The 21,097-nt window shown below is 64.8% G+C and carries 21 protein-coding genes; 16 read left to right on the top strand and 5 right to left on the bottom strand.

Annotated features, from left to right (window positions below):
* Positions 1–208 precede the first annotated feature (208 nt).
* Both IGW03_RS10085 and IGW03_RS10080 read left to right on the top strand, forming a co-directional pair.
* A complete protein-coding gene (locus tag IGW03_RS10085) occupies positions 209–1,120 on the top strand; it encodes a LysR family transcriptional regulator (protein WP_194722423.1) in 912 nt (303 codons plus the stop codon).
* Between the two features lie 231 nt (positions 1,121–1,351).
* Positions 1,352–2,158: a hypothetical protein gene (locus IGW03_RS10080; RefSeq protein WP_194722422.1), complete on the top strand. Its 807-nt coding sequence runs from the start codon at positions 1,352–1,354 to the stop codon at positions 2,156–2,158.
* Positions 2,159–2,214: 56 nt separating this feature from the next.
* Here IGW03_RS10080 and IGW03_RS10075 read toward each other — a convergent pair whose 3' ends face one another.
* Positions 2,215–3,321 carry an NADH:flavin oxidoreductase/NADH oxidase gene (locus tag IGW03_RS10075; RefSeq protein ID WP_194722421.1) on the bottom strand — a complete coding sequence of 369 codons (1,107 nt, stop codon included), beginning with the start codon at positions 3,319–3,321 and terminating at the stop codon, positions 2,215–2,217.
* A gap of 118 nt (positions 3,322–3,439) precedes the next feature.
* Here IGW03_RS10075 and IGW03_RS10070 point away from each other — a divergent pair, with 118 nt between their 5' ends.
* Complete coding sequence (locus IGW03_RS10070) at positions 3,440–4,453, top strand: AI-2E family transporter (protein WP_194722420.1); 1,014 nt, start codon at positions 3,440–3,442, stop codon at positions 4,451–4,453.
* Between the two features lie 98 nt (positions 4,454–4,551).
* Complete coding sequence (locus IGW03_RS10065) at positions 4,552–4,830, top strand: hypothetical protein (protein WP_194722594.1); 279 nt, start codon at positions 4,552–4,554, stop codon at positions 4,828–4,830.
* 66 nt (positions 4,831–4,896) lie between these two features.
* On the opposite strand, the gene IGW03_RS10060 is transcribed toward IGW03_RS10065, so the two are convergent.
* Both IGW03_RS10060 and IGW03_RS10055 read right to left on the bottom strand, forming a co-directional pair.
* The gene (locus IGW03_RS10060; RefSeq protein ID WP_194722419.1) at positions 4,897–6,366 is read right to left on the bottom strand and encodes a diguanylate cyclase domain-containing protein; all 1,470 of its coding nucleotides are present in this window, start codon (positions 6,364–6,366) and stop codon (positions 4,897–4,899) included.
* A gap of 168 nt (positions 6,367–6,534) precedes the next feature.
* Positions 6,535–7,134, bottom strand: coding sequence for a short chain dehydrogenase (locus IGW03_RS10055; RefSeq protein WP_194722418.1), 600 nt, complete (start codon positions 7,132–7,134; stop codon positions 6,535–6,537).
* A 157-nt stretch (positions 7,135–7,291) separates the two neighbouring features.
* On the opposite strand from IGW03_RS10055, the gene IGW03_RS10050 reads away from it, so the two are divergent.
* Together IGW03_RS10050 and IGW03_RS10045 are read left to right on the top strand one after the other, a co-directional pair.
* The gene (locus tag IGW03_RS10050) at positions 7,292–8,248 is read left to right on the top strand and encodes a LysR family transcriptional regulator (protein WP_194722583.1); all 957 of its coding nucleotides are present in this window, start codon (positions 7,292–7,294) and stop codon (positions 8,246–8,248) included.
* Positions 8,249–8,285: 37 nt separating this feature from the next.
* Complete coding sequence (locus IGW03_RS10045) at positions 8,286–9,269, top strand: 2-dehydropantoate 2-reductase (RefSeq protein ID WP_194722417.1); 984 nt, start codon at positions 8,286–8,288, stop codon at positions 9,267–9,269.
* An 18-nt stretch (positions 9,270–9,287) separates the two neighbouring features.
* Here the strand turns inward: IGW03_RS10045 and IGW03_RS10040 are convergent, their stop codons facing one another.
* Both IGW03_RS10040 and IGW03_RS10035 read right to left on the bottom strand, forming a co-directional pair.
* Positions 9,288–9,755, bottom strand: coding sequence for a hypothetical protein (locus IGW03_RS10040; RefSeq protein ID WP_194722416.1), 468 nt, complete (start codon positions 9,753–9,755; stop codon positions 9,288–9,290).
* A 68-nt stretch (positions 9,756–9,823) separates the two neighbouring features.
* Positions 9,824–10,444 carry a 3'-5' exonuclease gene (locus IGW03_RS10035; protein ID WP_194722415.1) on the bottom strand — a complete coding sequence of 207 codons (621 nt, stop codon included), beginning with the start codon at positions 10,442–10,444 and terminating at the stop codon, positions 9,824–9,826.
* A 199-nt stretch (positions 10,445–10,643) separates the two neighbouring features.
* Between IGW03_RS10035 and IGW03_RS10030 the strand changes: the two genes are divergently transcribed.
* The 10 genes from IGW03_RS10030 to IGW03_RS09985 all read left to right on the top strand — a co-directional run bounded on the left by IGW03_RS10030 (position 10,644) and on the right by IGW03_RS09985 (position 21,055).
* Positions 10,644–11,393 carry a c-type cytochrome gene (locus IGW03_RS10030; RefSeq protein ID WP_194722414.1) on the top strand — a complete coding sequence of 250 codons (750 nt, stop codon included), beginning with the start codon at positions 10,644–10,646 and terminating at the stop codon, positions 11,391–11,393.
* 10 nt (positions 11,394–11,403) lie between these two features.
* Entirely contained in the window at positions 11,404–12,684 is a 1,281-nt protein-coding gene (locus IGW03_RS10025) for a cytochrome c (protein WP_194722413.1), read from the top strand.
* 144 nt (positions 12,685–12,828) lie between these two features.
* Positions 12,829–13,902, top strand: coding sequence for a 3-deoxy-7-phosphoheptulonate synthase (locus IGW03_RS10020; protein ID WP_194722412.1), 1,074 nt, complete (start codon positions 12,829–12,831; stop codon positions 13,900–13,902).
* A 282-nt stretch (positions 13,903–14,184) separates the two neighbouring features.
* A complete protein-coding gene (locus tag IGW03_RS10015; protein WP_194722411.1) occupies positions 14,185–15,330 on the top strand; it encodes a sensor histidine kinase in 1,146 nt (381 codons plus the stop codon).
* Positions 15,331–15,389: 59 nt separating this feature from the next.
* Positions 15,390–15,989, top strand: coding sequence for a DUF924 family protein (locus tag IGW03_RS10010; protein WP_194722410.1), 600 nt, complete (start codon positions 15,390–15,392; stop codon positions 15,987–15,989).
* Between the two features lie 104 nt (positions 15,990–16,093).
* Positions 16,094–17,332: a DNA topoisomerase IB gene (locus tag IGW03_RS10005; protein WP_194722409.1), complete on the top strand. Its 1,239-nt coding sequence runs from the start codon at positions 16,094–16,096 to the stop codon at positions 17,330–17,332.
* Positions 17,333–17,376: 44 nt separating this feature from the next.
* A complete protein-coding gene (locus IGW03_RS10000) occupies positions 17,377–17,679 on the top strand; it encodes an antibiotic biosynthesis monooxygenase family protein (RefSeq protein ID WP_194722408.1) in 303 nt (100 codons plus the stop codon).
* Positions 17,680–17,872: 193 nt separating this feature from the next.
* Positions 17,873–18,463: a hypothetical protein gene (locus IGW03_RS09995; protein WP_194722407.1), complete on the top strand. Its 591-nt coding sequence runs from the start codon at positions 17,873–17,875 to the stop codon at positions 18,461–18,463.
* Between the two features lie 373 nt (positions 18,464–18,836).
* Positions 18,837–19,889: an SRPBCC family protein gene (locus IGW03_RS09990; RefSeq protein WP_194722406.1), complete on the top strand. Its 1,053-nt coding sequence runs from the start codon at positions 18,837–18,839 to the stop codon at positions 19,887–19,889.
* Positions 19,886–21,055, top strand: coding sequence for a zinc-dependent alcohol dehydrogenase (locus tag IGW03_RS09985; protein WP_194722405.1), 1,170 nt, complete (start codon positions 19,886–19,888; stop codon positions 21,053–21,055). The genes IGW03_RS09990 and IGW03_RS09985 overlap by 4 nt, the downstream gene beginning before the upstream one ends.
* The last annotated feature ends 42 nt before the right edge of the window (positions 21,056–21,097 follow it).

The following is a 21,097-nucleotide window of genomic DNA, read 5'->3' as shown; positions in this document are numbered from 1 at the left end:
CCGGAAGGGCTCGATCAACCCAGCAGGGTGCCGAGGTACTGTGCGTTTTTCTTGCGCTGTTTCATGATGTTCTCCCATGAAGACATTGAAAGACCACTGACGTGGGCGGAGTCGCTTGCCGTTTCGGCAATCGACGGAGCCCATGCTAATATCGTCACGCCTCGCCGGTAACCACCATTCCGGCACTACAGTCCTTCCTTCTTCGCACATGGCGACAAACTCTCTCGACGATCTGATGGTCTTTGTGCGCGTCGTTGAACTGCGGTCCTTCGCCGCAGTGGGGGAGAGCCTCGGCATGCCGGGCTCGGCTATCAGCAAGCAGATCAAGCGGCTGGAGAAGAACATCGGTGCGCGCCTCCTGAACAGGACCACCCATGGCGTGAGCCCGACCGAAGTGGGACGCGCCATCTTTGACCACGCCTACAACATTTTGCTGGAGGCGAAATCAATCGATGGCGTGGTGAGCGGCTTCCAGAATGAGCCGCTCGGACTGCTGCATGTCGCCGCGCCGGTGGCGTTCGGTAACGACCACATCGTTCCGCTGCTTCCCGAATTCCAGCTGCGCTATCCCGATGTAAGAATTTCTCTCGACTTGAGTAACCAGTATGTCGATGTCGCGGAAAACGGCATCGACCTGGTGATCCGCATCGCCAACGATCTCAAGCCCAACCTGATGGCCAGGCCGCTGGCGGCGGTGCGCTATCTGCTGTGCGCGTCGCCCGCCTATCTCGGCGCGAACGGCAAGCCCCGGTCTCCCGCCGACCTGCAGCAGCATCGCTGCCTGATCTACGGCCGGCTGCGCACCCAGGACACCTGGCATTTCACCGATGCCGCCGGGGACAGGCTCAGCGTCAGGGTCAGCGGCCCTGTCGTGGTCAACAGCACCCAGTCGCTGCGGCAGCTGGCGCTGCAGGATCAGGGCATTGCGCTGCTGCCGTCGTTTTCGGTGGCAGCCGACCTGAACGAAGGAAGGCTGCTGCAGGTTCTGCCGGAGGTGGAAGCCCAGGGGCAATTCGGCGATACGCTGTATGCGGCCTATCTGCCGAATCCTTTTCTGTCGCCGAAAGTCAGGGTCTTCATTGATTACCTGGTGGAAAAGTTCGCAGTGGAAAAGGTTTAGCACTCTTTCGAATACGCAACGGCTGTTGCCGCCGCTTGCATTTGCCGCCGCTTTTTACTGCGCTGCAACAAATCGATACATATCGACAGGAAAAAGGTTTTTGAGAAACGAACCTGAGGTTACGCATCGGGTCGAAATCCAGCAAGCCAATGACATTGACATGCATCGCTGCGATGGCGGCATGATCGGCATTGGCGCATGTGGAAACTGGGAACCTGTAAGGAGATTGACGTGGGCATACTTGGCACCCTCATGGGAAAGCGCGAACCGGAAGTCAACTATCGCACCATCGACGGCGGCCATCCGGCACCTTATCCCGACATGACCGACGAGCAGCTGTACAACTATGAAATGACATTCAACGTGCCGCGGCGCACATTCGACAAGCCTCCGATGCCCTCCAGGCCGAGGGAAGACGAAGTCACCATCCGCCGTGAACCCCGCTTGACGGCGAGGCCTTTTCCGGATGAAGCGACGGTGGCTCCTTCGCCGCCGTTGTCACCTTCACCTTCGCCCGCGCCCGGCAGAAACTTCGACGCGCCGCGCTATACCGCGCGTCCAGCGCGGGAAGCCCAGGCTGCCCCTGACGCCGCTTACACCGCGGGCACCACCACTGCTGAAGCCGCCGGCAGCGCAGCCGCCGTGCAGGAGCAGGCACAGCTGCAGCCGACGCAAATCCCGCCCACCCAGATGCCGCCGCCGCTGGACTTCAGCAAGCCGGTGCGCCTGATCACGACCAAGCAGCCGGTGGAAATCATCACCACCCGCGCACGCCACCCGGTCTACAAGGTGCACGGCTACATCGGCGACGATGACGTGGTGACGGTGTTTACGATCGACGGCCGCCTGTCCGAGACCGGGCTGCGCTACCTGGAAAACGTGCCGCAGCAGGCGCGGCTGTATGTGAACGTGTATGCCAACACCGATCCGCTGAGCCGGGAACGTTACCTGCTGACCCAGCACGAGAGCCGGGAGGATGCGGATGCGGCGCAGCACCCGGGCAGGCTGGCCTGCGTCGCGGTGGAACTCGACAAATAGCAGCCGGTATCGGCGCAGCGGACAGGGCGCCCGGCGCCGGCCCGCTCCCCCGCAAGTCAGCCCAGCTTCGCCCCGGCGAACAAGTCCTTGAACTCCCTCGGCTGCGAGCGCCAGTACTGCGGCGGCGCATCGACCTGCGCGCCCAGCTTCGCCGCCGCATGCCAGGGCCAGCGCGGGTCGTACAGCATCGCGCGCGCCAGCGCCACCATGTCGGCGCGGCCGGAGGCGAGAATCTCTTCCGCCTGTTCCGCTTCCGTGATCAGGCCGACGGCGATGGTCGGAATGCCGGTTTCCGCCTTGATGCGTTCGGCGAAGTGCACCTGGTAGCCGGGCCCGAGCGCGATCTTCTGGTGCGGCGACACGCCGCCGCTCGACACGTCGATGAAGGCCGCGCCGCGCTTCTTCACTTCGTGCGCGAAGGCCACCGTCTGCTCGAGATCCCAGCCTCCCTCCACCCAGTCGGTGGCCGACACGCGTATGCCGACCGGCCTGTCGGCGGGAAAGGCGGCCCTGACGGCATCGAAGACTTCCAGCGGAAAGCGCATGCGGTTCTCGAGCGAACCGCCGTAGGCGTCATTGCGCCGGTTTGACAGCGGCGACAGGAACTGGTGCAGCAGGTAGCCGTGCGCCGCATGCACTTCCACCGCATCGATGCCCAGGCGCGCCGCGCGCTGCGCCGCCGAGACGAAACCGTCGCGAATGCGCTTGAGGCCGGCGGCATCCAGTTCCTGCGGCGTGTCGTCCTGTTCGGCATGCGGCAGCGGCGAGGGCGCGCAGGTGCGCCAGCCGCCCTCGGCCGCCGGTATCGAGTGGCCGCCCTGCCAGGGCACATGCACCGAGGCCTTGCGTCCGGCATGGCTGAGCTGGATGCCGATGCGGATGGGCGAATGCTTGCGCACCGCCTGCAGCACCTGGGCCAGCGCGGTTTCGGTGCGGTCCGACCACAGGCCCAGGTCCTGGGCCGAGATGCGTCCCTCGGGTTCCACCGCGGTGGCTTCGAGAATCATCAGGCCGGCGCCCGACAGTGCAAGGTGGCCCAAGTGCATCATGTGCCAAGCGGTGGCTTCGCCTTCTTCGGCGGAGTACTGGCACATCGGTGCGATTACAATGCGGTTCTTCAACGTCAATGATCCCAGCGCGATGGGAGAAAAAAGTGTGCTCATCGATGGCGTCCTGTTTCGGGGAAAATCGGGGTTCGTCGCAGCCTGATTCCGGAAGGCATGGTTCGCAGGGTGTTCGTCGGCGTCTTTTTCTTATCGATCGCGCAGTCCGGACAAGCTCATGGCATTTCAAAACAAGACCCATTTAACCATCATTGCCTCCTACCTGCTGGCCGCCGCCGCGCTTCTGATCGTGCTGTACAAGGGCTTGCTGGCCGCGCTGTTCTCGGGGCTGCTGGTGTATTCGCTGGTGCATGTGCTGGCGCCGCCGCTGGCGCGCAATATCAGCGACCACCGCGCGCGCATGGTGGCCGCCATCCTTCTCGGATCGCTGATCGTGCTGCTGCTCTCGCTCGGCATCTGGGGCGCCGTGACCTTCTTCCAGAGCGATGCGGGCAGCATCAGCACTCTCCTGAAAAAGATGGCCGACATCATCGAGGAGTCCCGCGCGCAGATGCCGCCCTGGCTCAAGGAGCATGTGCCGGCCAGCGCCGAAGGCATCCGCGCCATCATCACCGCCTGGCTGCGCGACCATGCGTCGCAGGCGCAAACCATCGGCCAGCAGGCGGGGCGCACCATCGCGCACCTGCTGATCGGCATGGTGATCGGTGCACTGGCGGCGCTGTACGACGCCACCGTACCGGACAACAACAAGCCGCTGGCCGCAGCCCTGCAGACGCGCGTGGTCAACCTGCAGGACGCCTTCCGCCAGATCGTGTTCGCGCAGGTGCGCATCGCCGGCATCAATGCCATCTTCACCGGCCTCTATCTGGCCGTGGTGCTGCCGCTGGCCGGCGTTCGCCTGCCGCTGACCAAGAGCATGATCGCCATCACCTTCGTCGCCGGCCTGCTGCCGGTGGTCGGCAACCTGATCTCCAATACCGTCATCGTGGTGGTCAGCCTGTCGCATTCGCTCGGCGTGGCGCTTGCATCGCTGGTTTTCCTCATCGTCGTGCACAAGCTCGAATACTTCCTCAATGCAAGAATCATCGGCGCCCACATCAATGCGCGCGCCTGGGAACTGCTGGTCGCGATGCTGGCGATGGAAGCGGTATTCGGCTTGCCCGGCGTCATTGCCGCGCCGGTGTTCTATGCCTACGTCAAGAAGGAACTGGCGGACCACGATCTGGTTTGAGGCAGCAACAAAAAGGAAACTTTCGACATCTCCCGGCATCGCATGGATACGGGCATCGACGATGATGTCCGCGATCCGAATTTAACTGGAGAAATGCAATGTCGAATTCGAAGAGAACTTCCGCCGAAGACGAAGACAAGAAGCAGCCGGCCTCATCTAAAGGCGACAATTCCAAGTCGGTGACGCCGAAGGATGTCTCTGCCCAGGATGCGACGTCGCGCGATGTGAAGGAGCGCAAGATCCATTCTGCCGACCAGAAGGAAAAGGAGGAGGAGCAGCTTGACGATGCGGTGGACATGACCTTCCCGGCGAGCGACCCGATTGCCATCCCGACGCCGGAGGATGTTCAAAAGCGCAGCCCGGGCCGCGGCGCCTGAGCGGGCCGTTAGCAACCCCTCCTGAAATTTCCGCCGCAAGCACGGGCTGATGCGGCACCGTCCGCCTCAGCCCGGCACCCGCATGCCTTCCCTGAAAATCTGCCAGTTTCCCCTGCCTTGCCCTTTTGCGTAATACATCGCGCAGTCGGCCGCGGTCAGCAGCCGTTCGGCGGTGTGCGCGTCGCGCGGGTAGAGGCTCACGCCGATGCTCGGCGTGACCACCATCCGGTGGCCGTCGATATCGTAGGGCTGCGACAGCGCCGCCAGCACCTTCTGCGCGGTCTCGGCGGCGGCGTCTTCCTCATGCATTTCCGGCAGGACGATGACGAACTCGTCGCCGCCGACCCGCGCCACGGTATCGACCGCGCGCAGCAGGCCGCGCAGCCGGGCCGCCACCGCCTGCAGCAGCAGGTCGCCGACATGATGGCCGAGGCGGTCGTTGATCGGCTTGAAGCAGTCGAGGTCGACATACTGCACCGCCACCAGATGCCGCTGGCGGCGCGCCATCTCCAGCGCCTGTCCCAGCCGGTCCTGCAGCAGCCGGCGGTTGGGCAGGCCGGTCAGCGCGTCATGATGGGCGAGATAGCGGATGCGCTCCTCGGCCAGCTGCCGCTCCTTGATTTCGGCCTGCAGCATCTCGTTGGCGCGCGCCAGTTCGGCGGTGCGCTCCTGCACCCGCAGCTCCAGTTCGTCGTGGGCGCGCCTGAGCGCTTCCTGCGCGCCGCGGCGCTCGGTGATGTCTTCGGTCAGGTAGATCGCGCCCTTGCCCGGGTCGGACGAGTCGATCGACTTGGCCAGCACGCGGCACCAGAACAATGTGCCGTCACGCCGCTTCATCTGCACTTCCAGGTCCAGCCGCCGGCCGCTGGCCAGGATGGGGCGCGCCGTCTGCACCAGTTCTTCATAGGCCTCGGGCGAGGAATACAGGACATGGGTGGGCTGGTCCATCAGCTCCTCGCTGGTCCAGCCGAACATCTCCGAAAAGCGCCGGTTGCAATGCAGGAAGCGGCGCTTGCGGGTGAAGGTCACGCCCAGCGACGCGTTGTCGAGCATGGCCTGGTATTCCAGCAGCAGCTGGTGCTGCGCTTCGGCCGCTTCCTTGCGTTCGGTGATGTCCTCGGTGATGAAGATGGCGCCCTTGCTGGCATCGCGGGGGTCGATCAGCCGGCCCAGCATGCGGCACCAGAAGATGGAGCCGTCGCGCCTGGCCATCTGCACCTCGGTATCGAGGCGGCGGCCGGAACGCAGCACCGGCGCGGCCATGCGCAGCCAGCGGTCGTAGGCCGCCTGTGAAGGATAGGTCAGGTTGGCAGGCTGGCCGACGAGTTCATTGCTCTCCCAGCCGAACATTTCCGAGAAGCGCTGGTTGCAGTGCAGGAAAGTGCGGCGGCGGGTGAAGGTAATGCCGAGCGAGGCGTTGTCGAGGATCGCCTGATACTCCAGGAGCTTGTGCTCAAGCCCGGATTCGGATGCATCGCATGACGGCAGCGCATAGCTGGTAGGTGCGGAAAAGATAACGCCTCCTGAAGTCTCCATGCCTGGTTGCCGCGCCGGCGGTGCAATAACGGCAGCTGCGGCAACAAGCTTTTTGTTCTGGAAATCGGCCAACCCGCTATGGTACCTTTTCCGTACGGAAATAGCGTTGACAATTGGTTATGCATCTCCGGAACATTGCAGAGGCAGACAGAGGAGGCGTCCGCCGCTTTACCAGACCCGATACACCTTGCCTGTCTGCAAGCCATCCACGCTGCGGACATAGGCCTGCGCCACCCGGCTGGCAGGAACGGCTTCGAAGCCGTGGAAATACGGACCATAGGCGTCCATCGATTCCTGCAGCACCGAGGGATTGACGGAGTTGATGCGCAGGCCGCGCGGTAGTTCGATCGCCGCCGCCTGGACGAAGCCGTCCACCGCCGCATTGACCACCGTGGCGTTGACTCCGTAGCGAATGGGCTCGGCACCGACGATGCCGCTGGTCAGCGTGATCGAGCCGCCGTCGTTCAAGTGGCGCTGGGCGGCCAGGGCCACATTCACCTGACCCATCAGCTTGTGCTGCAGGCCGACATTCATTTTCTGAGCATTGAGCTCGGCCAGCGGACCGAAATGCAGGTCGCCGGCGGCAACCACCACCGCATCCGCCGGACCGAGCTTCGCAAACAGTGCGTCCACGCCGGCCGGATCGGCGATATCGACCTGATACTGGCCGCCGCTGCGGCCGACCCGGATCACTTCATGGCGGGCGGCGAGCTGTTCCGATACGGCGCGGCCGATGGTGCCGGTGGCACCGATGACGATGACTTTCATGACATTTCTCCTGGTGATTGTTGATGGCTGAACGGGCTGCCGGCCTGAACTTTCGTCGAACGGTCTGCTGCAGCGGTCAGTGCAGCCATTATCAATTTCGTCATCAAAGGAATAAATACGCTAGCATGAACAACATTGCTAACTCATGGTTTGGAATATGGACAAGCTGCGCAGCATGGAAATCTTCGTCGAGGTGATCGATTCCGGCAGCTTCACGGCGGCGGCCGAGCGTTTCGGCCTTTCGCCGGTCATGATCGGCAAGCATATCCGGGAGCTGGAGGAGCGGCTCGGCGCCCGGCTCTTGACGCGCACCACCCGCCGCCAGAGCCTGACCGAGATCGGCCGCCAGTACGGCGAGCGCTGCCGCCAGATACTGGCCGACATCGCCGCCGCCGAAACCGGGGCCGAAGCCATGCGCGCCGCGCCGCGCGGCCTGCTCAAGGTCAGCGCGCCGGTGACCTTCGGCTCCCAGCTGCTGGCGCCGGCGGTGGCCGACTATCTGGCGCAGCATGCGGAAGTTAGCATCGAACTGGTGCTCAACGACCGCGTGGTGGACATGGTGGAGGAGGGCATCGATGCGGCCGTGCGCATCGGCGACCTCGACGATTCCAGCCTGGTGGCGCGGCCGCTGATGCCTTACCGGATGCAGATCTGCGCCTCGCCGGACTACCTGGCCCGCGCCGGCGTGCCGCAGTCCCCGTCAGATCTGATGCGGCATCAGTGCCTGGATTACCTGCACTGGAGCCGGCACCTGCGCTGGAAGCTCCGCCGCGGCGATGGCGAAGGCGGGGCAGCCCAGGCCGATGTGCCCGCCAGCCGATTCCGCTCCAACAACGGCCAGGCACTGCGCATGGCGGCACTGCGCGGCTACGGCATCGTGATGCAGGCCGAAATGCTGCTCGACGAAGACATCGCCACCGGCCGCTTGCAGCCCCTGCTGCAGGACTACCTGCCGCAGCCGCGCGCGATGCACCTTCTCTATCCGCGCGACCGCCGGCCCACGCCCAAGCTCACCAGCTTCGTCGATTTCATGCTGGCGCGTTTCGGCGCCCGGCCCGCAGTTCAACCCGCAGTTCAACCCGCAGTTCAACCCGCAGCTCAGCCTGCAGCCTGAATCTGCTCTACACTCGCCGGATTCATGCGGAGGGCTTATGAAAGTTGCAGTCTACGGTTTCGGCGCCATCGGCGGATTGATCGGCGCGCGCCTGGCATCGGCGGGATGCGAGGTCACCGCCATCGCCAGAGGGCAAACGCTGGACGCACTGCGCCGGCACGGCGCGCGGGTGCAGACGGAAAAGGGGCTTGAGCAGGCAGCGCTGCGGGCGGAGCAGGACCCGGCGGCGGCCGGCGTGCAGGACCTGGTGATCGTCGCCGTCAAGGCGACCGGCCTGGCCGACGTCGCCGCGCGCATCGGGCCGCTGATCGGTCCGGATACCCTGATCCTGACCGCGATGAACGGCGTGCCCTGGTGGTTCTTTGCCGCCGGCGACGTTCCCCATGCCGGCACCCGGCTGGTCTCACTCGATCCGGACGGCGCGCTGCTGCGGACCATGCCGGCGAGCCAGGTGATCGGCTGCGTGGTGCACCTGTCGAGCTCCTGTCCCGAGCCGGGATTGGTCAAGCTCGGCTTCGGCAACCGGCTCATCATCGGCGAACCGGCGGGCGGCGTCTCGGCACGTGTCGAGCGGCTGGCCGCGCTGCTGACGAAGGCCGGTTTCGATACCGAGGCCAGCGCCGATATCCGCGCCGACATCTGGTACAAGCTGTGGGGCAACATGACGATGAATCCGATCTCGGCCATCACCGGCGCCACCGCCGACAAGGTGCTGGACGATCCGCTGGTGCGGGAATTCTGCCTGGTGGCGATGCAGGAAGCCGCCGCCATCGGCGAGCGCATCGGCTGCCCGATCGGCCAGAGCGGCGCCGACCGCATGGACGTCACGCGCAAGCTGGGGGCGTTCAAGACATCGATGCTGCAGGACGCGGAAGCCGGCAAGGCGCTGGAAATCGATGCGCTGGTCGCTGCCGTGCACGAGATCGGCGGGCTGGTCGGCGTGCCGACGCCGGCCATCGGCGGATTGCTGGGGCTGGTGCGCCTGTTCGGCCGCACCCACGGGCTGTATCCGCAGGCTTGACCTGAGAAATCGGAGAAGTCAGAAGCACTGCATGAAGCCGCCGTTGTTCTGGCACACCTTGCCGCCGCGGTCGGTGTAGATGCCGCCGCTGCCCTGATAGCGCACGCCTCCGCTCCAGCAGCCGCCGGCATCGCAGCCGGTCACCGGGGCGGGCGCCGGCGGACCGACCGGGGTCGGCGCCGGAATTGCCGGGGCGGGCGGGTTGGCAGCAGGGGCCGGCGGTGCCGGCATTCTGGCAATGGTGGCCGGCACCGCGCGGCGCGGCGGTACATGCTTCGGTGCTGCCTGTTCGGTGCTTTCCCGCTGCTGCTGTTTCTGCTGCTGTTGTTGCTGCTGTTGTTGCTGATGCTGTTGGGATTGCCTGGGTTGCTGCGGCTCCAGCCGGGCGGCCCAGGAGTTGCGCGGCTCTGCAGCGTCATCGGCCTTCGCCGCACCGGCCGAGACCGCCAGCAGCAATGCCAGCAGGCATGGTGTCAGGTTGTTCATCGCGGCACTCCGTCGTCGGACCGATATCATGGATCGACAACGGCAGGCAGCCGGCGTTCAGCCACGCATCAATGCACGGCCTGCGATCTCAGGAAAGCCGGCACTTTTGCCGCGCTCAGTCCGGCCACGCGCGCCAGCAGCGCCGCGTCGACCTGCGGCACGCCGTAATGGGTCTTCAGATGCGAGCCGATCTGCAGCAGCACCTGGGCGCTGACCTCGGCATCGGCCTCGGCGCGGTGGGCATTGCCGCTGAAGCGGATGCCTAGCGACGACGACAGCATGCCCAGCTTGTAGCTCGGCAAGCCGGGAAACACGCGGCGCGAGAGTTTCAGCGAGCACAGCAGATGGCGGTGGCGCGGCATGAGGCCGAGATCGCGGCTTTCTGCAATCAGGAATTTTTCATCGAAGCTGGCGTTGTGCGCAGACAGCGGATGTTCGCCGATGAAGCGCAGCAGCTCCGGCACCACCTTCGACACGCACGGCGCGCTGTCGACCATCTGCTGCGTGATGCCGGTCAGGCTGGTGATGAAGGGCGGAATGCGTACATGGCAATTTACCAGCGAGACGAAGCGGTCGACGATGCGGTCGCCCTCGATCTTGAGCGCCGCCACTTCGGTAATGCGGGCGCCCATCGCCGGCGACAGGCCGGTGGTTTCGAAGTCGAGCATCACGATGGGTTGCTGGTACATGGACATGGCCGGGCAGATGAATCAGAAAAGAGGAAGAGCGGGAATCAAGCCGGCGATTCTACGCGAGGCGCCAGCCGGAAGCGATGGCGGAATGGCCAGATTGCCGCCGACGGCACCCGGCTTGCGTTAGCCCCGCGTGCAATTTTGCCAATCACTTAAAATCCCGGCATCTCTGACTTTGCGCATCCCGCCCATTGCGATGTTCCATCATTCCCCTGTTGAAATTCCGCGCCGCGCAGCCGGGCTCGCCGCGGTAACCGCGGTGGCCGCAGCCGCCTCGCTTTCCCTGCTCGCGCCGGCCGCCCATGCCCAGCAAGTCGCCGATGCCATGGCCAAGCGCGTCGCCCCCTGCATGGCCTGCCACGGCAAGGAAGGCCGGGCTGCGGCCGACGGCTACTATCCGCGCATCGCCGGCAAGCCGGAAGGCTACCTCTACAACCAGCTGCGCAATTTCCGCGACGGCCGCCGCCAGCAGTATCCGCTGATGGTCTACATGGTGCAGCACCTGTCGGACGACTATCTGAAGGAAATGGCCGGATTCTTTGCTTCCCAGCACCTGCCGTATCCGCCGCCGCAAACCGTGGATGCCCCCGCCGCAACGCTGGAACGCGGCCGGCTGCTGGTGCAGAACGGCGATCCGTCGAGGAAGATTCCGGCCTGCGCCGCCTGCCACGGCGAGGCGCTGACCGGCGTGTCGCCAGCCATCCCCGGCCTGCTGGGCCTGCCGCGCGATTACATCAATTCCCAGTTCGGCGCCTGGCGCGAAGGCACGCGCCGCGCCGCCGAACCGGACTGCATGGGGCAGATTACCCGCCAGCTCACGCCCGAGGATGTGGCGGCGGTGTCGACCTGGCTGTCCAGCCGCAGCGTGCCGGCCGATGCCAGGCCGGCTGCCTCCCTGCCGGCGAAGCTGCCGGTCGCCTGCGGCAGCGTCCCGGAAACGAAATAAGGGGATATAGATGAAACGTTTCTTCCTCGGCGTGCTGTTCCTCCTGCTGGTTGCGCTCGGCATTACCGCATGGCTGGGCCTGCGCGAAGACAATACCGATGCCACCGCCAATACGCCTGCCAATACCGCCGACTTCGTCGCCCGCGGTGCCTACCTGGCCCGCGCCGGCAACTGCATGGGCTGCCACACCGCGCGCGGCGGCGCCGAGTATGCGGGCGGCCGGGCGATCCAGACGCCGTTCGGCGCCATTCCCGCGCCCAATATCACGCCCGACCGCGACACCGGCATCGGCAGCTGGAGCGCCGACGATTTCTGGCGCGCGCTGCACAACGGCAAGTCCAAGGACGGCAAGCTGCTCTACCCGGCCTTTCCCTATCCGAACTACACCCGCGTCACCCGGGCCGATTCGGATGCGATGTATGCCTACTTCCGCACAGTGGCGCCGGTACGCCAGGAAAACCGCGAGCCGGAGCTGCGCTTCCCGTTCAACCACCGCGTGCTGCTGGTCGGCTGGCGCGCACTGTATTTCCGGCCGGGCGTACACGTGGACGAGCCGAAGCAGAACGCCGAATGGAACCGCGGCGCCTACCTGGTGCAGGGGCTGGGCCACTGCAGCGCCTGCCATGCGCCGCGCAACTTCCTGGGCGCCACCACCGGGGACAAGGACCTGAGCGGCGCAATGATCCCGATGCTCAACTGGTATGCGGCATCGCTTTCCGGCGACAGCGGCGCCGGCCTCGGCGGCTGGGAAGTGCAGCACATCGTGGACCTGCTGAAGACCGGCGTCTCGGCACGCGGCGCGGCATCTGGGCCGATGGCCGAGGTGGTGCGCGGCAGCCTGCAATACCTGGAGGAAAAGGATGTGCGGGCGATGGCGGTATACCTGAAATCGCTGCCGCAGAATGGGGAGGCCGAAGCCAGCGCGCCGCCGAGTTCCAGGCCGGAAACCGAACAGTTCCTCCGCACTGGCGCCGAGCTCTATGAAAAACATTGCGTCGAATGTCACAAGGCCGACGGCAAGGGCGAGCCGCCCGCCTATCCGTCGCTGGCCGGCAACCGCGCCCTGACCCTGGCTTCGCCGGTCAATCCGATCCGCGCGGTGCTGCACGGCGGCTATCCGCCCAGCACCCAGGGCAACCCCCGGCCCTACGGCATGCCGCCGTTCAGCGCACTGCTCAACGACGAAGAGATTGCCGCGGTCGTTTCCTACGTCCGCAACAGCTGGGGCAACCAGGGGGCGCTGGTCTCGGGCGGGCAGGTCAACAATTACCGGGCAGTGACGCTGGATTGACCGCCATCGCTGCGGCCGGCGCGGGGCAGTGCCGGCCGCTCGGTTGGGTGGCCGGTTGACTGTTCGAGTTTTTGAATACGGAACGGCAAGCGCCGCGCGTTACACTATCGGCTTTTCCGCCAACCGATTCAGCCATCGCCAGCCATGACCAGCTTCCACGTAGAAAACGTCAACGTCGCCCGCTTCGATTCCATGCCCACGCCCGAGGACCTGCACGCCAGCCTGCCGCTGACCGAGCGCGCCGGAGCGTCGGTGCTCAAGGGCCGGGAAGCGCTGCGCAACATCCTCGACCGCAAGGACCCGCGCATGTTCGCCGTGGTCGGCCCGTGCTCCATCCATGATCCGGTCGCCGGGCTCGACTATGCGCGCCGCCTGAAGCAGCTGCAGGAAGAAGTGCAGGACACGCTGCTGCTGGTCATGCGGGTGTATTTCGAAAAGCCGCGTACCACGACCGGCTGGAAGGGTTACATCAACGATCCGGACATGGACGACTCCTTCCACATCGAGCGCGGCATGGCGGCCGCTCGCAAGTTTCTGCTCGACGTCTGCGAACTGGGCTTGCCCACCGCGACCGAGGCGCTCGACCCGATCTCGCCGCAATTCCTCGGCGACCTGATCACCTGGACCGCGATCGGGGCGCGCACCACCGAATCGCAGACGCACCGCGAAATGTCGTCCGGCCTGTCGACCCCGGTCGGCTTCAAGAACGGCACCGACGGCGACATCGGCATCGCCATCAACGCCATCCTGTCGGCATCGCATCCGCATTCCTTCCTCGGCATCAACGGCCAGGGCAAGGTGTCCATCGTGCGCACCAGCGGCAACCGCTACGGCCACGTAGTGCTGCGCGGCGGCGACGGCCGGCCCAACTACGACACGGTGTCGGTGGCGATGGCCGAACAGGCGCTGGCCAAGGCCAAGCTGCCGGCCAACATCGTGGTCGACTGCTCGCATGCGAACAGCTTCAAGAACCCCGACCTGCAGCCGCTGGTGATGGCCGACGTGGTCCATCAGGTGCGGCTGGGCAGCAAGTCATTGGTCGGCGTGATGATCGAGTCCAACATCGTCGGCGGCAAGCAGGCCATTCCGGCCGACCTCTCGCAGCTCAAATACGGCTGCTCCGTCACCGACGGCTGCGTCGGCTGGGAAACGACGGAAAAGATGATCCGCGACGCCGATGCGATGCTCAAGGACGTGCTGCGCACCCGCCTCGGCTGAGCACCTCAGTTGAGCGCCTCAGCCTTGTGTCTGCCTGCAGACATAAGGCAAAACGATGCATTGCCGATCGACCCGTCGGTCGAAAATGGCAAGAAGCCGGCTTGGAAACACGAAAGTATTTACACACGGAAATAAAGGCTGAAAATTTTTCACTGGCAAGCTTGCCGCCATGTTTTTTTGCGGTATTTCTAAGGCATCATGTAGTTGCTAACAACACTTGTGCCGCCATGCACTCGGCTTCGCTGCACTGACTGCAGGCATGGCAAGAACGGGGGAGGGGGCGTGAATACTGCATTTGCCGAATTCTTTTCTGTCAATAACGCGCTGCTGCAAGCTGTGTGCGCACAGGCAGGCAACAGCTGGCTGAAGGCGCACGTGCTGTCCAGCATCAGCAGCGGTCTGGCTTTCTATGCGATGTCCTGCGGCTTTCTCGTTCTGGTCAGCCGCAAGCCGCTGCGCTTCAAGGCCATCTATGTGATGCTGGCCCTGTTCTTCTTTGTTTTCGGGAGCACGCATTTCGCCTCCCTCTGGACCGTTTCCCATCCCGATGCGCAGCTCGAGGCCCTGCTCGACCTGGTGGCCGCCGTGTTTGCACTGCTGACCGCCGGCATGCTCGTGGTCGTGATCGCCAAGGCGGCCAAGATGCCGACGCATCCGGAACTGCAGTCGGCAGTGAATCAGCTCGAGCGCGAGATCGCCGAACGCAGCAAGGCGGAAGAGGCGCTGCAGCATTCGCAGTCGGTGCTGCGCGAGCTGGCCGCCTACCAGGAGCGCATCCGGGAAGATGAACGCAAGCGCATCGCCCGCGAAATCCACGACGATCTCGGCCAGAACCTGCTGGCGCTGAAGCTGGACGTGGTCAGCCTGCACCAGCGCATCGGCGCGCGCCACCGCAAGTTCAAGGAACGGGTCGCCTTGGCGCTGGACCAGCTCGACGCCACGATGAAATCGATCCGCAGCATCATGAACAATCTGCGGCCGCCGGTGCTGGACCTCGGGCTGCAGGCCGCGATCGAATGGCAGGTCAGCCAGTTCGAATCGCGCAATGCGATCCGCTGCGAACTGGTGATGGAAGGCTGCGGCGAAGGGCTGTCGGATGCGCATGCCACCGCCGTGTTCCGCATCCTGCAGGAATCGCTCAACAATATCGGCCGGCATGCGCGTGCGTCTCAGGTGCACGTCGCACTGCATATCGACCGCAGCTGCCTGAACATGACGATCCGCGACAACGGCGTCGGCATGTATCCCGGCGACCGCCGCAAGGCGCATCATTTCGGACTGATCGGCATGCAGGAGCGCGTTGCCATCCTCGGCGGCGAGCTCGACATTCAGAGCATGCCGGGGCAGGGCACCGTGCTGGCCATGTCGCTGCCGGTCAAGGCCGCGGCCAGTCCGCGCGAGCCGGCGCCGGCCTCGCTGAACGCGTGAATGAACGTCCGCCTGGACGGATGCGTCATACAGGCGAGCAAACAAGCACAAGGAACGGAATGGAAAACCCGGCAACCATCATCGAATTCTGGTTCGGTCTCGACGCCGACGACAAGCTGACGGCGGATCGCCAGGCCAAGCTGTGGTGGTCGAAGAATGAAGCGCTCGACGCCGGCATGCGCGAGCGTTTCGGTCCCTGGCTGGACCAGGCTGCCGCCCGTCGGCTCGACGGCTGGGCCGATACCGCCGCCGGCCGCCTGGCGCTGATCCTGCTCACCGACCAGTTTCCGCGCAACATCCATCGCGGCACGCCGCAATCCTTCGCCTACGACGCCCTGGCGCGGACCTGGTGCAAGGAAGGCTTGCGCGAAGGCGTGCAGGCCAAGCTGCGGCCGGTCGAGCGGGTGTTCTTCTACCTGCCGCTGGAGCACTCCGAATCGCTCGCCGACCAGGAACAGGCGGTGGCCTTGTTCGCCGAACTGCTGGACGGCGTGCCGGAGGCCCATCGCGAGACCTTCCGCGGCTATTACGATTTCGCGGTGCGCCACCGCGAAGTGATCAGCCGCTTCGGCCGCTTCCCCCACCGCAACCAGATCCTGGGCCGGGAATCCACGCCCGAAGAACTCGTATTCCTGCAGCAGAAAGGCTCTTCCTTCTAGGAGAAAGGCAGCTCCTTCCAGCGTTGTTCTGCGTTGCATCAATTGACATGGCTCATGCCGGCACGGAGCAACCCGCGTGCCGGCTGCATGTCAAACGGTGCACCATGACCACCGCCACCCCTCCCCTGCAGGAATCGCCACAGGTCGCGCGCCAGATCGGCCTGCGCTATGTCACCGACAATAGTCCCGGCCTGACGCGGCAGGCGCGCAGCGGCGGTTTCCGCTACCTGGATGCCGGCGGCAAGGAAGTGCGCGACGAAGCCACGCTCGCGCGCATCCGCTCGCTGGTGATTCCGCCGGCCTGGACCGACGTCTGGATCTGTCCCTGGGAAAACGGGCATCTGCAGGCCACCGGGCGTGACGCCCGGCAGCGCAAGCAATACCGCTATCACCCGCGCTGGCGCAATGTGCGCGACGAAGCCAAGTATGAACGCATGATCAGCTTCGGCCAGGCGCTGCCGGCTATCCGGGCGCAGGTCGACAAGGATCTGAAGCTGCCCGGCCTGCCACGCGAAAAGGTGCTTGCCACCATCGTCTATCTGCTGGAAGCGACCATGATGAGGATAGGCAATGAGCAGTACGCGAGGCAGAACAAGTCCTTCGGCCTGACCACGCTGCGCGACCGCCATGTGCGCATCGACGGCAGCGAAGTCGAATTCCGCTTTCGCGGCAAGAGCGGCGTGCAGCATGCGATCAAGGTTGACGACGCGCGCCTGTCGCGCATCATCCGCCGCACCCGCGACCTGCCCGGGCAGGAGCTGTTCCAGTACATCGACGACGAGGGCGAGCAGCGCAGCGTCGGCTCGGCCGATGTCAATGAATACCTGCGCACCGTCACCGGCGAGGATTACACCGCCAAGGACTTCCGCACCTGGTCCGGCACCGTGCTGGCGGCGCTGGCGCTGCAGGAATACGAAAAATTCGACTCCGAAGCCCAGGCCAAGAAGAACGTGGTGCGCGCGATCGAGTCGGTCGCCGAGAAGCTCGGCAATACCCCAAGCATCTGCCGCAAATGCTATGTGCATCCGGCGGTGATCGAGTCCTATCTCGACGGCACCATGCTGCAGGCGCTGCAGCAGCGGGCCCGGCAGGAATTGCAGGAAGACCTGCATGCCCTCGAACCGGAGGAAGCGGCGGTGGTGGCGCTGCTGCAGCAGCGGCTGAAGGCGTCGGCGGATAAGGCCGATGCACGTCAGGCAAAGGCCAAAACCAACGCTCAAACCAAGGCCAAGGCCAAGGCCAAGGCCGAGCCGAAGGCCGAGAAGGCCAGGCCGAAGCCGAAAGCGGCCCGGACAAAGACCGGCAAGGCGCCGCCTGCGCGTTCCCTGGGGAAGATGCAATAATTCCGTTTTGCATTTCTTTCACAACAGGACGTACAGGAACCATCATGATTCTCGAACTCGCCGACATCCGCATCCAGCCCGGCAAGCAAGCCGAATTCGACGCCGCCATCCAGCGCGGCCTCGACCAGGTGATCTCCAAGGCCAAGGGCTTCCAGGGTTATAAGGTCAACAAGGGCATCGAATCGCCGGAGCGCTACGTGCTGATGATTTTCTGGGAGACGCTGGAAAACCATACCGTCGATTTCCGCGAGTCGCCGGCCTTCCAGGAATGGCGCGGGATAGTCGGCCCCTATTTCGCCTCGATGCCGGTGGTGGAGCACTTCACGCTGCTGACGAAATCCGCCTGAGTCGACGGTAAAAGGCGCACGCTGCCGTCCGGGTTTGTCCTACGCGCCGCCCGGCGTGCAGCACAAAACCGGACGGCGGCCACACTCCGGCCTCACATTTGCACCGATTCAATTCCATCCGTGTTTTCCGGTGATATGATCGTGTTCAATCCGCTCTGCAGCGCATCGCCATCTCCACTAAGGTCGACCCAGAATGCCATTCCAAGCTGACGCCGTTACCCTGACGCTCATCGTGCTGCTGCTCGCACTCGTCATCGGCATTCTTGCGGCGGCGGTCTCGGCGAAGTCGAAGGCCAGGCGCGCGGCGAGCGACATCAGCGCCATCAACGCCACCATCATCGATTACTTCCGCCGCAGCGGCGTCGCGGTCTCCTGCGACTCGACCCGCCTGGCCGGCGCGAAAGCCTTCATCGCCGTGGTCGAGTCCGAGCCGATGAAGCGCTTCCGCCTGTCGCATATCATCGAGATGACGCTGCGCGACCACGTGCGCAAGAGCTGCGGCCTGCAGCTGGAAAAAATCTACTGGCGCTTCCCGATCAAGGAAGCTGCGCAGGCCGGGCAGGCGGTGTCTGTCCAGGCCGGCGTCAAGCCCGCCAGCGAAGCGGCCACCGCAGCCGCAGCGGCAGCGGCCAAGGTCGACGAGACTTCCGATGAATACATCAATGAAGGCCTCGAGAACTACCGCCATATTCCCAAGCCCGAAGTCACCGAACTCGACTGGGAAACCTTCGAGCAGATGTCGACCCAGGAACGCGTCAAGAACGAACAGCCTGGCAATTCCTGAGCAGGACTCTCCCTGCATATTTCCCGCCGGCCATGCCGGCCTCCAGAACACCAAACGCTTCGCCTTCCTCCATGCCGCGATGCCGCTATGCAATGGCGAGCCGTCCATGCCCGCGGTTTTCTCCGCGGCTGCCCCGCAAGGGGAACTCCCCTTGTTGATTGTTTGACTAACCGGTCATTCAGAACTTGTTTCATCGATAACAAAGGGTGCGGTGGCCGGCAAGGCTGCTGAAGCATTGGCCCGGTCGATGCGGCGGGTGACAGAGATTTGTTCCGGCGCTTGCGCCGGCTTCGCTTTTCCTTTTCATATCCTCACGTCCTTCCCGCGCCGGCAACGGTATGCGGGCGGGGCGCGCGCAACGGAGGGAACAACCATGCAACATCAGGCAGCAGGCCCGGCGACCACGGGTGCGGCACCCTATCAGGCAGGGCATCACTTACCAAGCGCCAATGACTTTCTCGGCAGTGACCCCGACGCCTTCCAGACCGGATCGTCCTACGACCGGCAATACCCCGCGCCGAACGCGGCACGCGCCGAGCAGCTTGCCAAGGCGCTCGGCTGGTTCAGCATCGGCCTGGGCCTTGTCCAGCTGCTGGCGCCGGAAAAGGTTTCGCGCGCCATCGGCGTGGCCGACAGCCCCAAGCTCATGCGCGCCATCGGCGCCCGCGAACTGAGCGCCGGCATCGGCATTCTTAGCCAGCGCCGCCCGGCCAACTGGCTGTGGAGCCGCGTCGCCGGCGATGCGATGGACCTGATGCTGCTGGCCAACGCCGCGCGCGACCGCGGCAACGACCAGCGCCGCATCGCATGGGCGGCAGCGGCGGTCGCCGGCGTCACCGCGCTCGACATCATCGCGGGCATGGACAACCAGCAGCGCAAGCTGATGGGCCAGGGTCCGGACACGAGCGGCTACGTCAATGTGGAAAAATCCATCACCATCAACAAGACGGCCGACGAGTGCTACCGCTTCTGGCGCGACTTCGAAGCCTTCCCCCGCTTCATGACGCACCTCGAATCCGTGCAGGCCGTCACCGGCAACCGCTTCCACTGGAAAGCCAAGGGACCGGCCGGCAGCAGCGTCGAGTGGGATGCGGATGTTACCGTCGACCAGCCCGGCCGCGAACTGGCCTGGCAATCGGTGGAAGGCGCCGATGTCGACAATGCCGGCCGCGTACTGTTCGAGGCGGCGCCGGGCGGGCGCGGCACCATCGTCCGCGTCGTCATGCATTACAAGCCGCCAGGCGGCGTCGCCGGCGCGCTGATTGCAAGCATGTTCGGCGAGGAACCTTCGGTGCAGATCGATGAAGACCTGCGCCGCTTCAAGTGGCTGATCGAAACCGGCGAGATTCCGACCACCGTCGGCCAGCCGTCCGGCGAGCGCGGCGCATGGAACCGTCTACTGTTCAGGAAAGGAGCACCGGGATGAGAGCAGCTGTCTGGCATGGAAAACGCGACGTGCGGGTCGACAACGTACCCGATCCGGAGATTCTCAATCCGCGCGACGCCATCGTGAAGATCACCTCGACCGCGATCTGCGGTTCCGACCTTCACTTGTACAACGGCTTCGTCCCGACCATGGAAAAGGGCGACATCCTCGGCCATGAATTCATGGGCGAGATCGTCGAACTCGGCAGCGGCGTCACCAACCTGAAGGTCGGCGACCGCGTGGTGGTGCCGTTCCCGATCGCCTGCGGCAACTGCTTCTTCTGCAACGAGAAGCTGTATTCGGTGTGCGAAAACTCCAATCCCAACGCGGCGATGGCCGAGAAGATGTGGGGCCATTCGCCAGCCGGCATCTTCGGCTACTCGCACCTGACCGGCGGCTATGCCGGCGGCCAGGCCGAGTATGTGCGCGTGCCCTACGCCGATGTCGGCCCGATCAAGGTGCCCGACGGACTGACCGACGACCAGGTGCTATTCCTGTCCGACATCCTGCCCACCGGCTACATGGCGGCGGAAGCCTGCGACATCAAGCCGGGCTCGGTGGTGGCGGTCTGGGGCTGCGGCCCGGTCGGCCAGTTCGCCATCCAGAGCGCCTACCTGCTCGGCGCGGAACGGGTGATCGCGATCGACCGCTTCCCGGAGCGGCTGCGCATGGCGCGCGAGGTGTCCAAGGCCATCACGCTCGACTACGAGGAAGTCGATATCTCGGCAGCGCTCAAGGAGATGACCGGCGGACGCGGACCGGATGCCTGCATCGATGCGGTCGGCATGGAAGCGCACGGCATGGGCATGATGGGTGCATACGACCGCGTCAAGCAGGCGATGATGAACGAGACCGATCGCCCGGTCGCCCTGCGCCAGGCGCTCATGTCCTGCCGCAACGGCGGCGTGGTGTCGATTCCCGGCGTGTACGGCGGCTTCCTCGACAAGGTGCCCTTCGGTACGGTCATGAACCGCTCGCTCACCATCCGCACCGGCCAGACGCATGTGCAGCGCTACATGCGTCCGCTCCTGGAGCGCATCCAGAAAGGGGAAATCGATCCGGCGGTGATCATCACCCATCACATGTCGCTCGAAGATGCGCCGCATGGCTACGACATCTTCTGCAACAAGGCCGACGAGTGCATCAAGATCGTGATGAAGCCCTGACAGCTGGTCTTTCAATGAGCAGGGAGCGGCGCCGCGTGCGCC

Origin of the sequence: Noviherbaspirillum malthae (assembly GCF_015352985.1) — a bacterium.
In the GTDB taxonomy this organism is placed as follows: domain Bacteria; phylum Pseudomonadota; class Gammaproteobacteria; order Burkholderiales; family Burkholderiaceae_D; genus Noviherbaspirillum; species Noviherbaspirillum malthae.
This window is presented reverse-complemented; position numbering and strand designations above follow the sequence as displayed.

What these genes read in the sequence shown, in the direction of transcription:
- IGW03_RS10065 (WP_194722594.1), top strand. Translation starts at nt 4,552, where the DNA reads ATGTCGAATTCGAAGAGAACTTCCGCCGAAGACGAAGACAAGAAGCAG.
- IGW03_RS10020 (WP_194722412.1), top strand. Translation starts at nt 12,829, where the DNA reads ATGACCAGCTTCCACGTAGAAAACGTCAACGTCGCCCGCTTCGATTCC.
- IGW03_RS10030 (WP_194722414.1), top strand. Translation starts at nt 10,644, where the DNA reads ATGTTCCATCATTCCCCTGTTGAAATTCCGCGCCGCGCAGCCGGGCTC.
- IGW03_RS09995 (WP_194722407.1), top strand. Translation starts at nt 17,873, where the DNA reads ATGCCATTCCAAGCTGACGCCGTTACCCTGACGCTCATCGTGCTGCTG.
- IGW03_RS10060 (WP_194722419.1), bottom strand. Translation starts at nt 6,366, where the DNA reads ATGGAGACTTCAGGAGGCGTTATCTTTTCCGCACCTACCAGCTATGCG.
- IGW03_RS10050 (WP_194722583.1), top strand. Translation starts at nt 7,292, where the DNA reads ATGGACAAGCTGCGCAGCATGGAAATCTTCGTCGAGGTGATCGATTCC.
- IGW03_RS10010 (WP_194722410.1), top strand. Translation starts at nt 15,390, where the DNA reads ATGGAAAACCCGGCAACCATCATCGAATTCTGGTTCGGTCTCGACGCC.
- IGW03_RS10075 (WP_194722421.1), bottom strand. Translation starts at nt 3,321, where the DNA reads ATGAGCACACTTTTTTCTCCCATCGCGCTGGGATCATTGACGTTGAAG.
- IGW03_RS10070 (WP_194722420.1), top strand. Translation starts at nt 3,440, where the DNA reads ATGGCATTTCAAAACAAGACCCATTTAACCATCATTGCCTCCTACCTG.
- IGW03_RS10005 (WP_194722409.1), top strand. Translation starts at nt 16,094, where the DNA reads ATGACCACCGCCACCCCTCCCCTGCAGGAATCGCCACAGGTCGCGCGC.
- IGW03_RS10045 (WP_194722417.1), top strand. Translation starts at nt 8,286, where the DNA reads ATGAAAGTTGCAGTCTACGGTTTCGGCGCCATCGGCGGATTGATCGGC.
- IGW03_RS10055 (WP_194722418.1), bottom strand. Translation starts at nt 7,134, where the DNA reads ATGAAAGTCATCGTCATCGGTGCCACCGGCACCATCGGCCGCGCCGTA.
- IGW03_RS10040 (WP_194722416.1), bottom strand. Translation starts at nt 9,755, where the DNA reads ATGAACAACCTGACACCATGCCTGCTGGCATTGCTGCTGGCGGTCTCG.
- IGW03_RS10025 (WP_194722413.1), top strand. Translation starts at nt 11,404, where the DNA reads ATGAAACGTTTCTTCCTCGGCGTGCTGTTCCTCCTGCTGGTTGCGCTC.
- IGW03_RS10035 (WP_194722415.1), bottom strand. Translation starts at nt 10,444, where the DNA reads ATGTACCAGCAACCCATCGTGATGCTCGACTTCGAAACCACCGGCCTG.
- IGW03_RS10085 (WP_194722423.1), top strand. Translation starts at nt 209, where the DNA reads ATGGCGACAAACTCTCTCGACGATCTGATGGTCTTTGTGCGCGTCGTT.
- IGW03_RS09990 (WP_194722406.1), top strand. Translation starts at nt 18,837, where the DNA reads ATGCAACATCAGGCAGCAGGCCCGGCGACCACGGGTGCGGCACCCTAT.
- IGW03_RS10000 (WP_194722408.1), top strand. Translation starts at nt 17,377, where the DNA reads ATGATTCTCGAACTCGCCGACATCCGCATCCAGCCCGGCAAGCAAGCC.
- IGW03_RS09985 (WP_194722405.1), top strand. Translation starts at nt 19,886, where the DNA reads ATGAGAGCAGCTGTCTGGCATGGAAAACGCGACGTGCGGGTCGACAAC.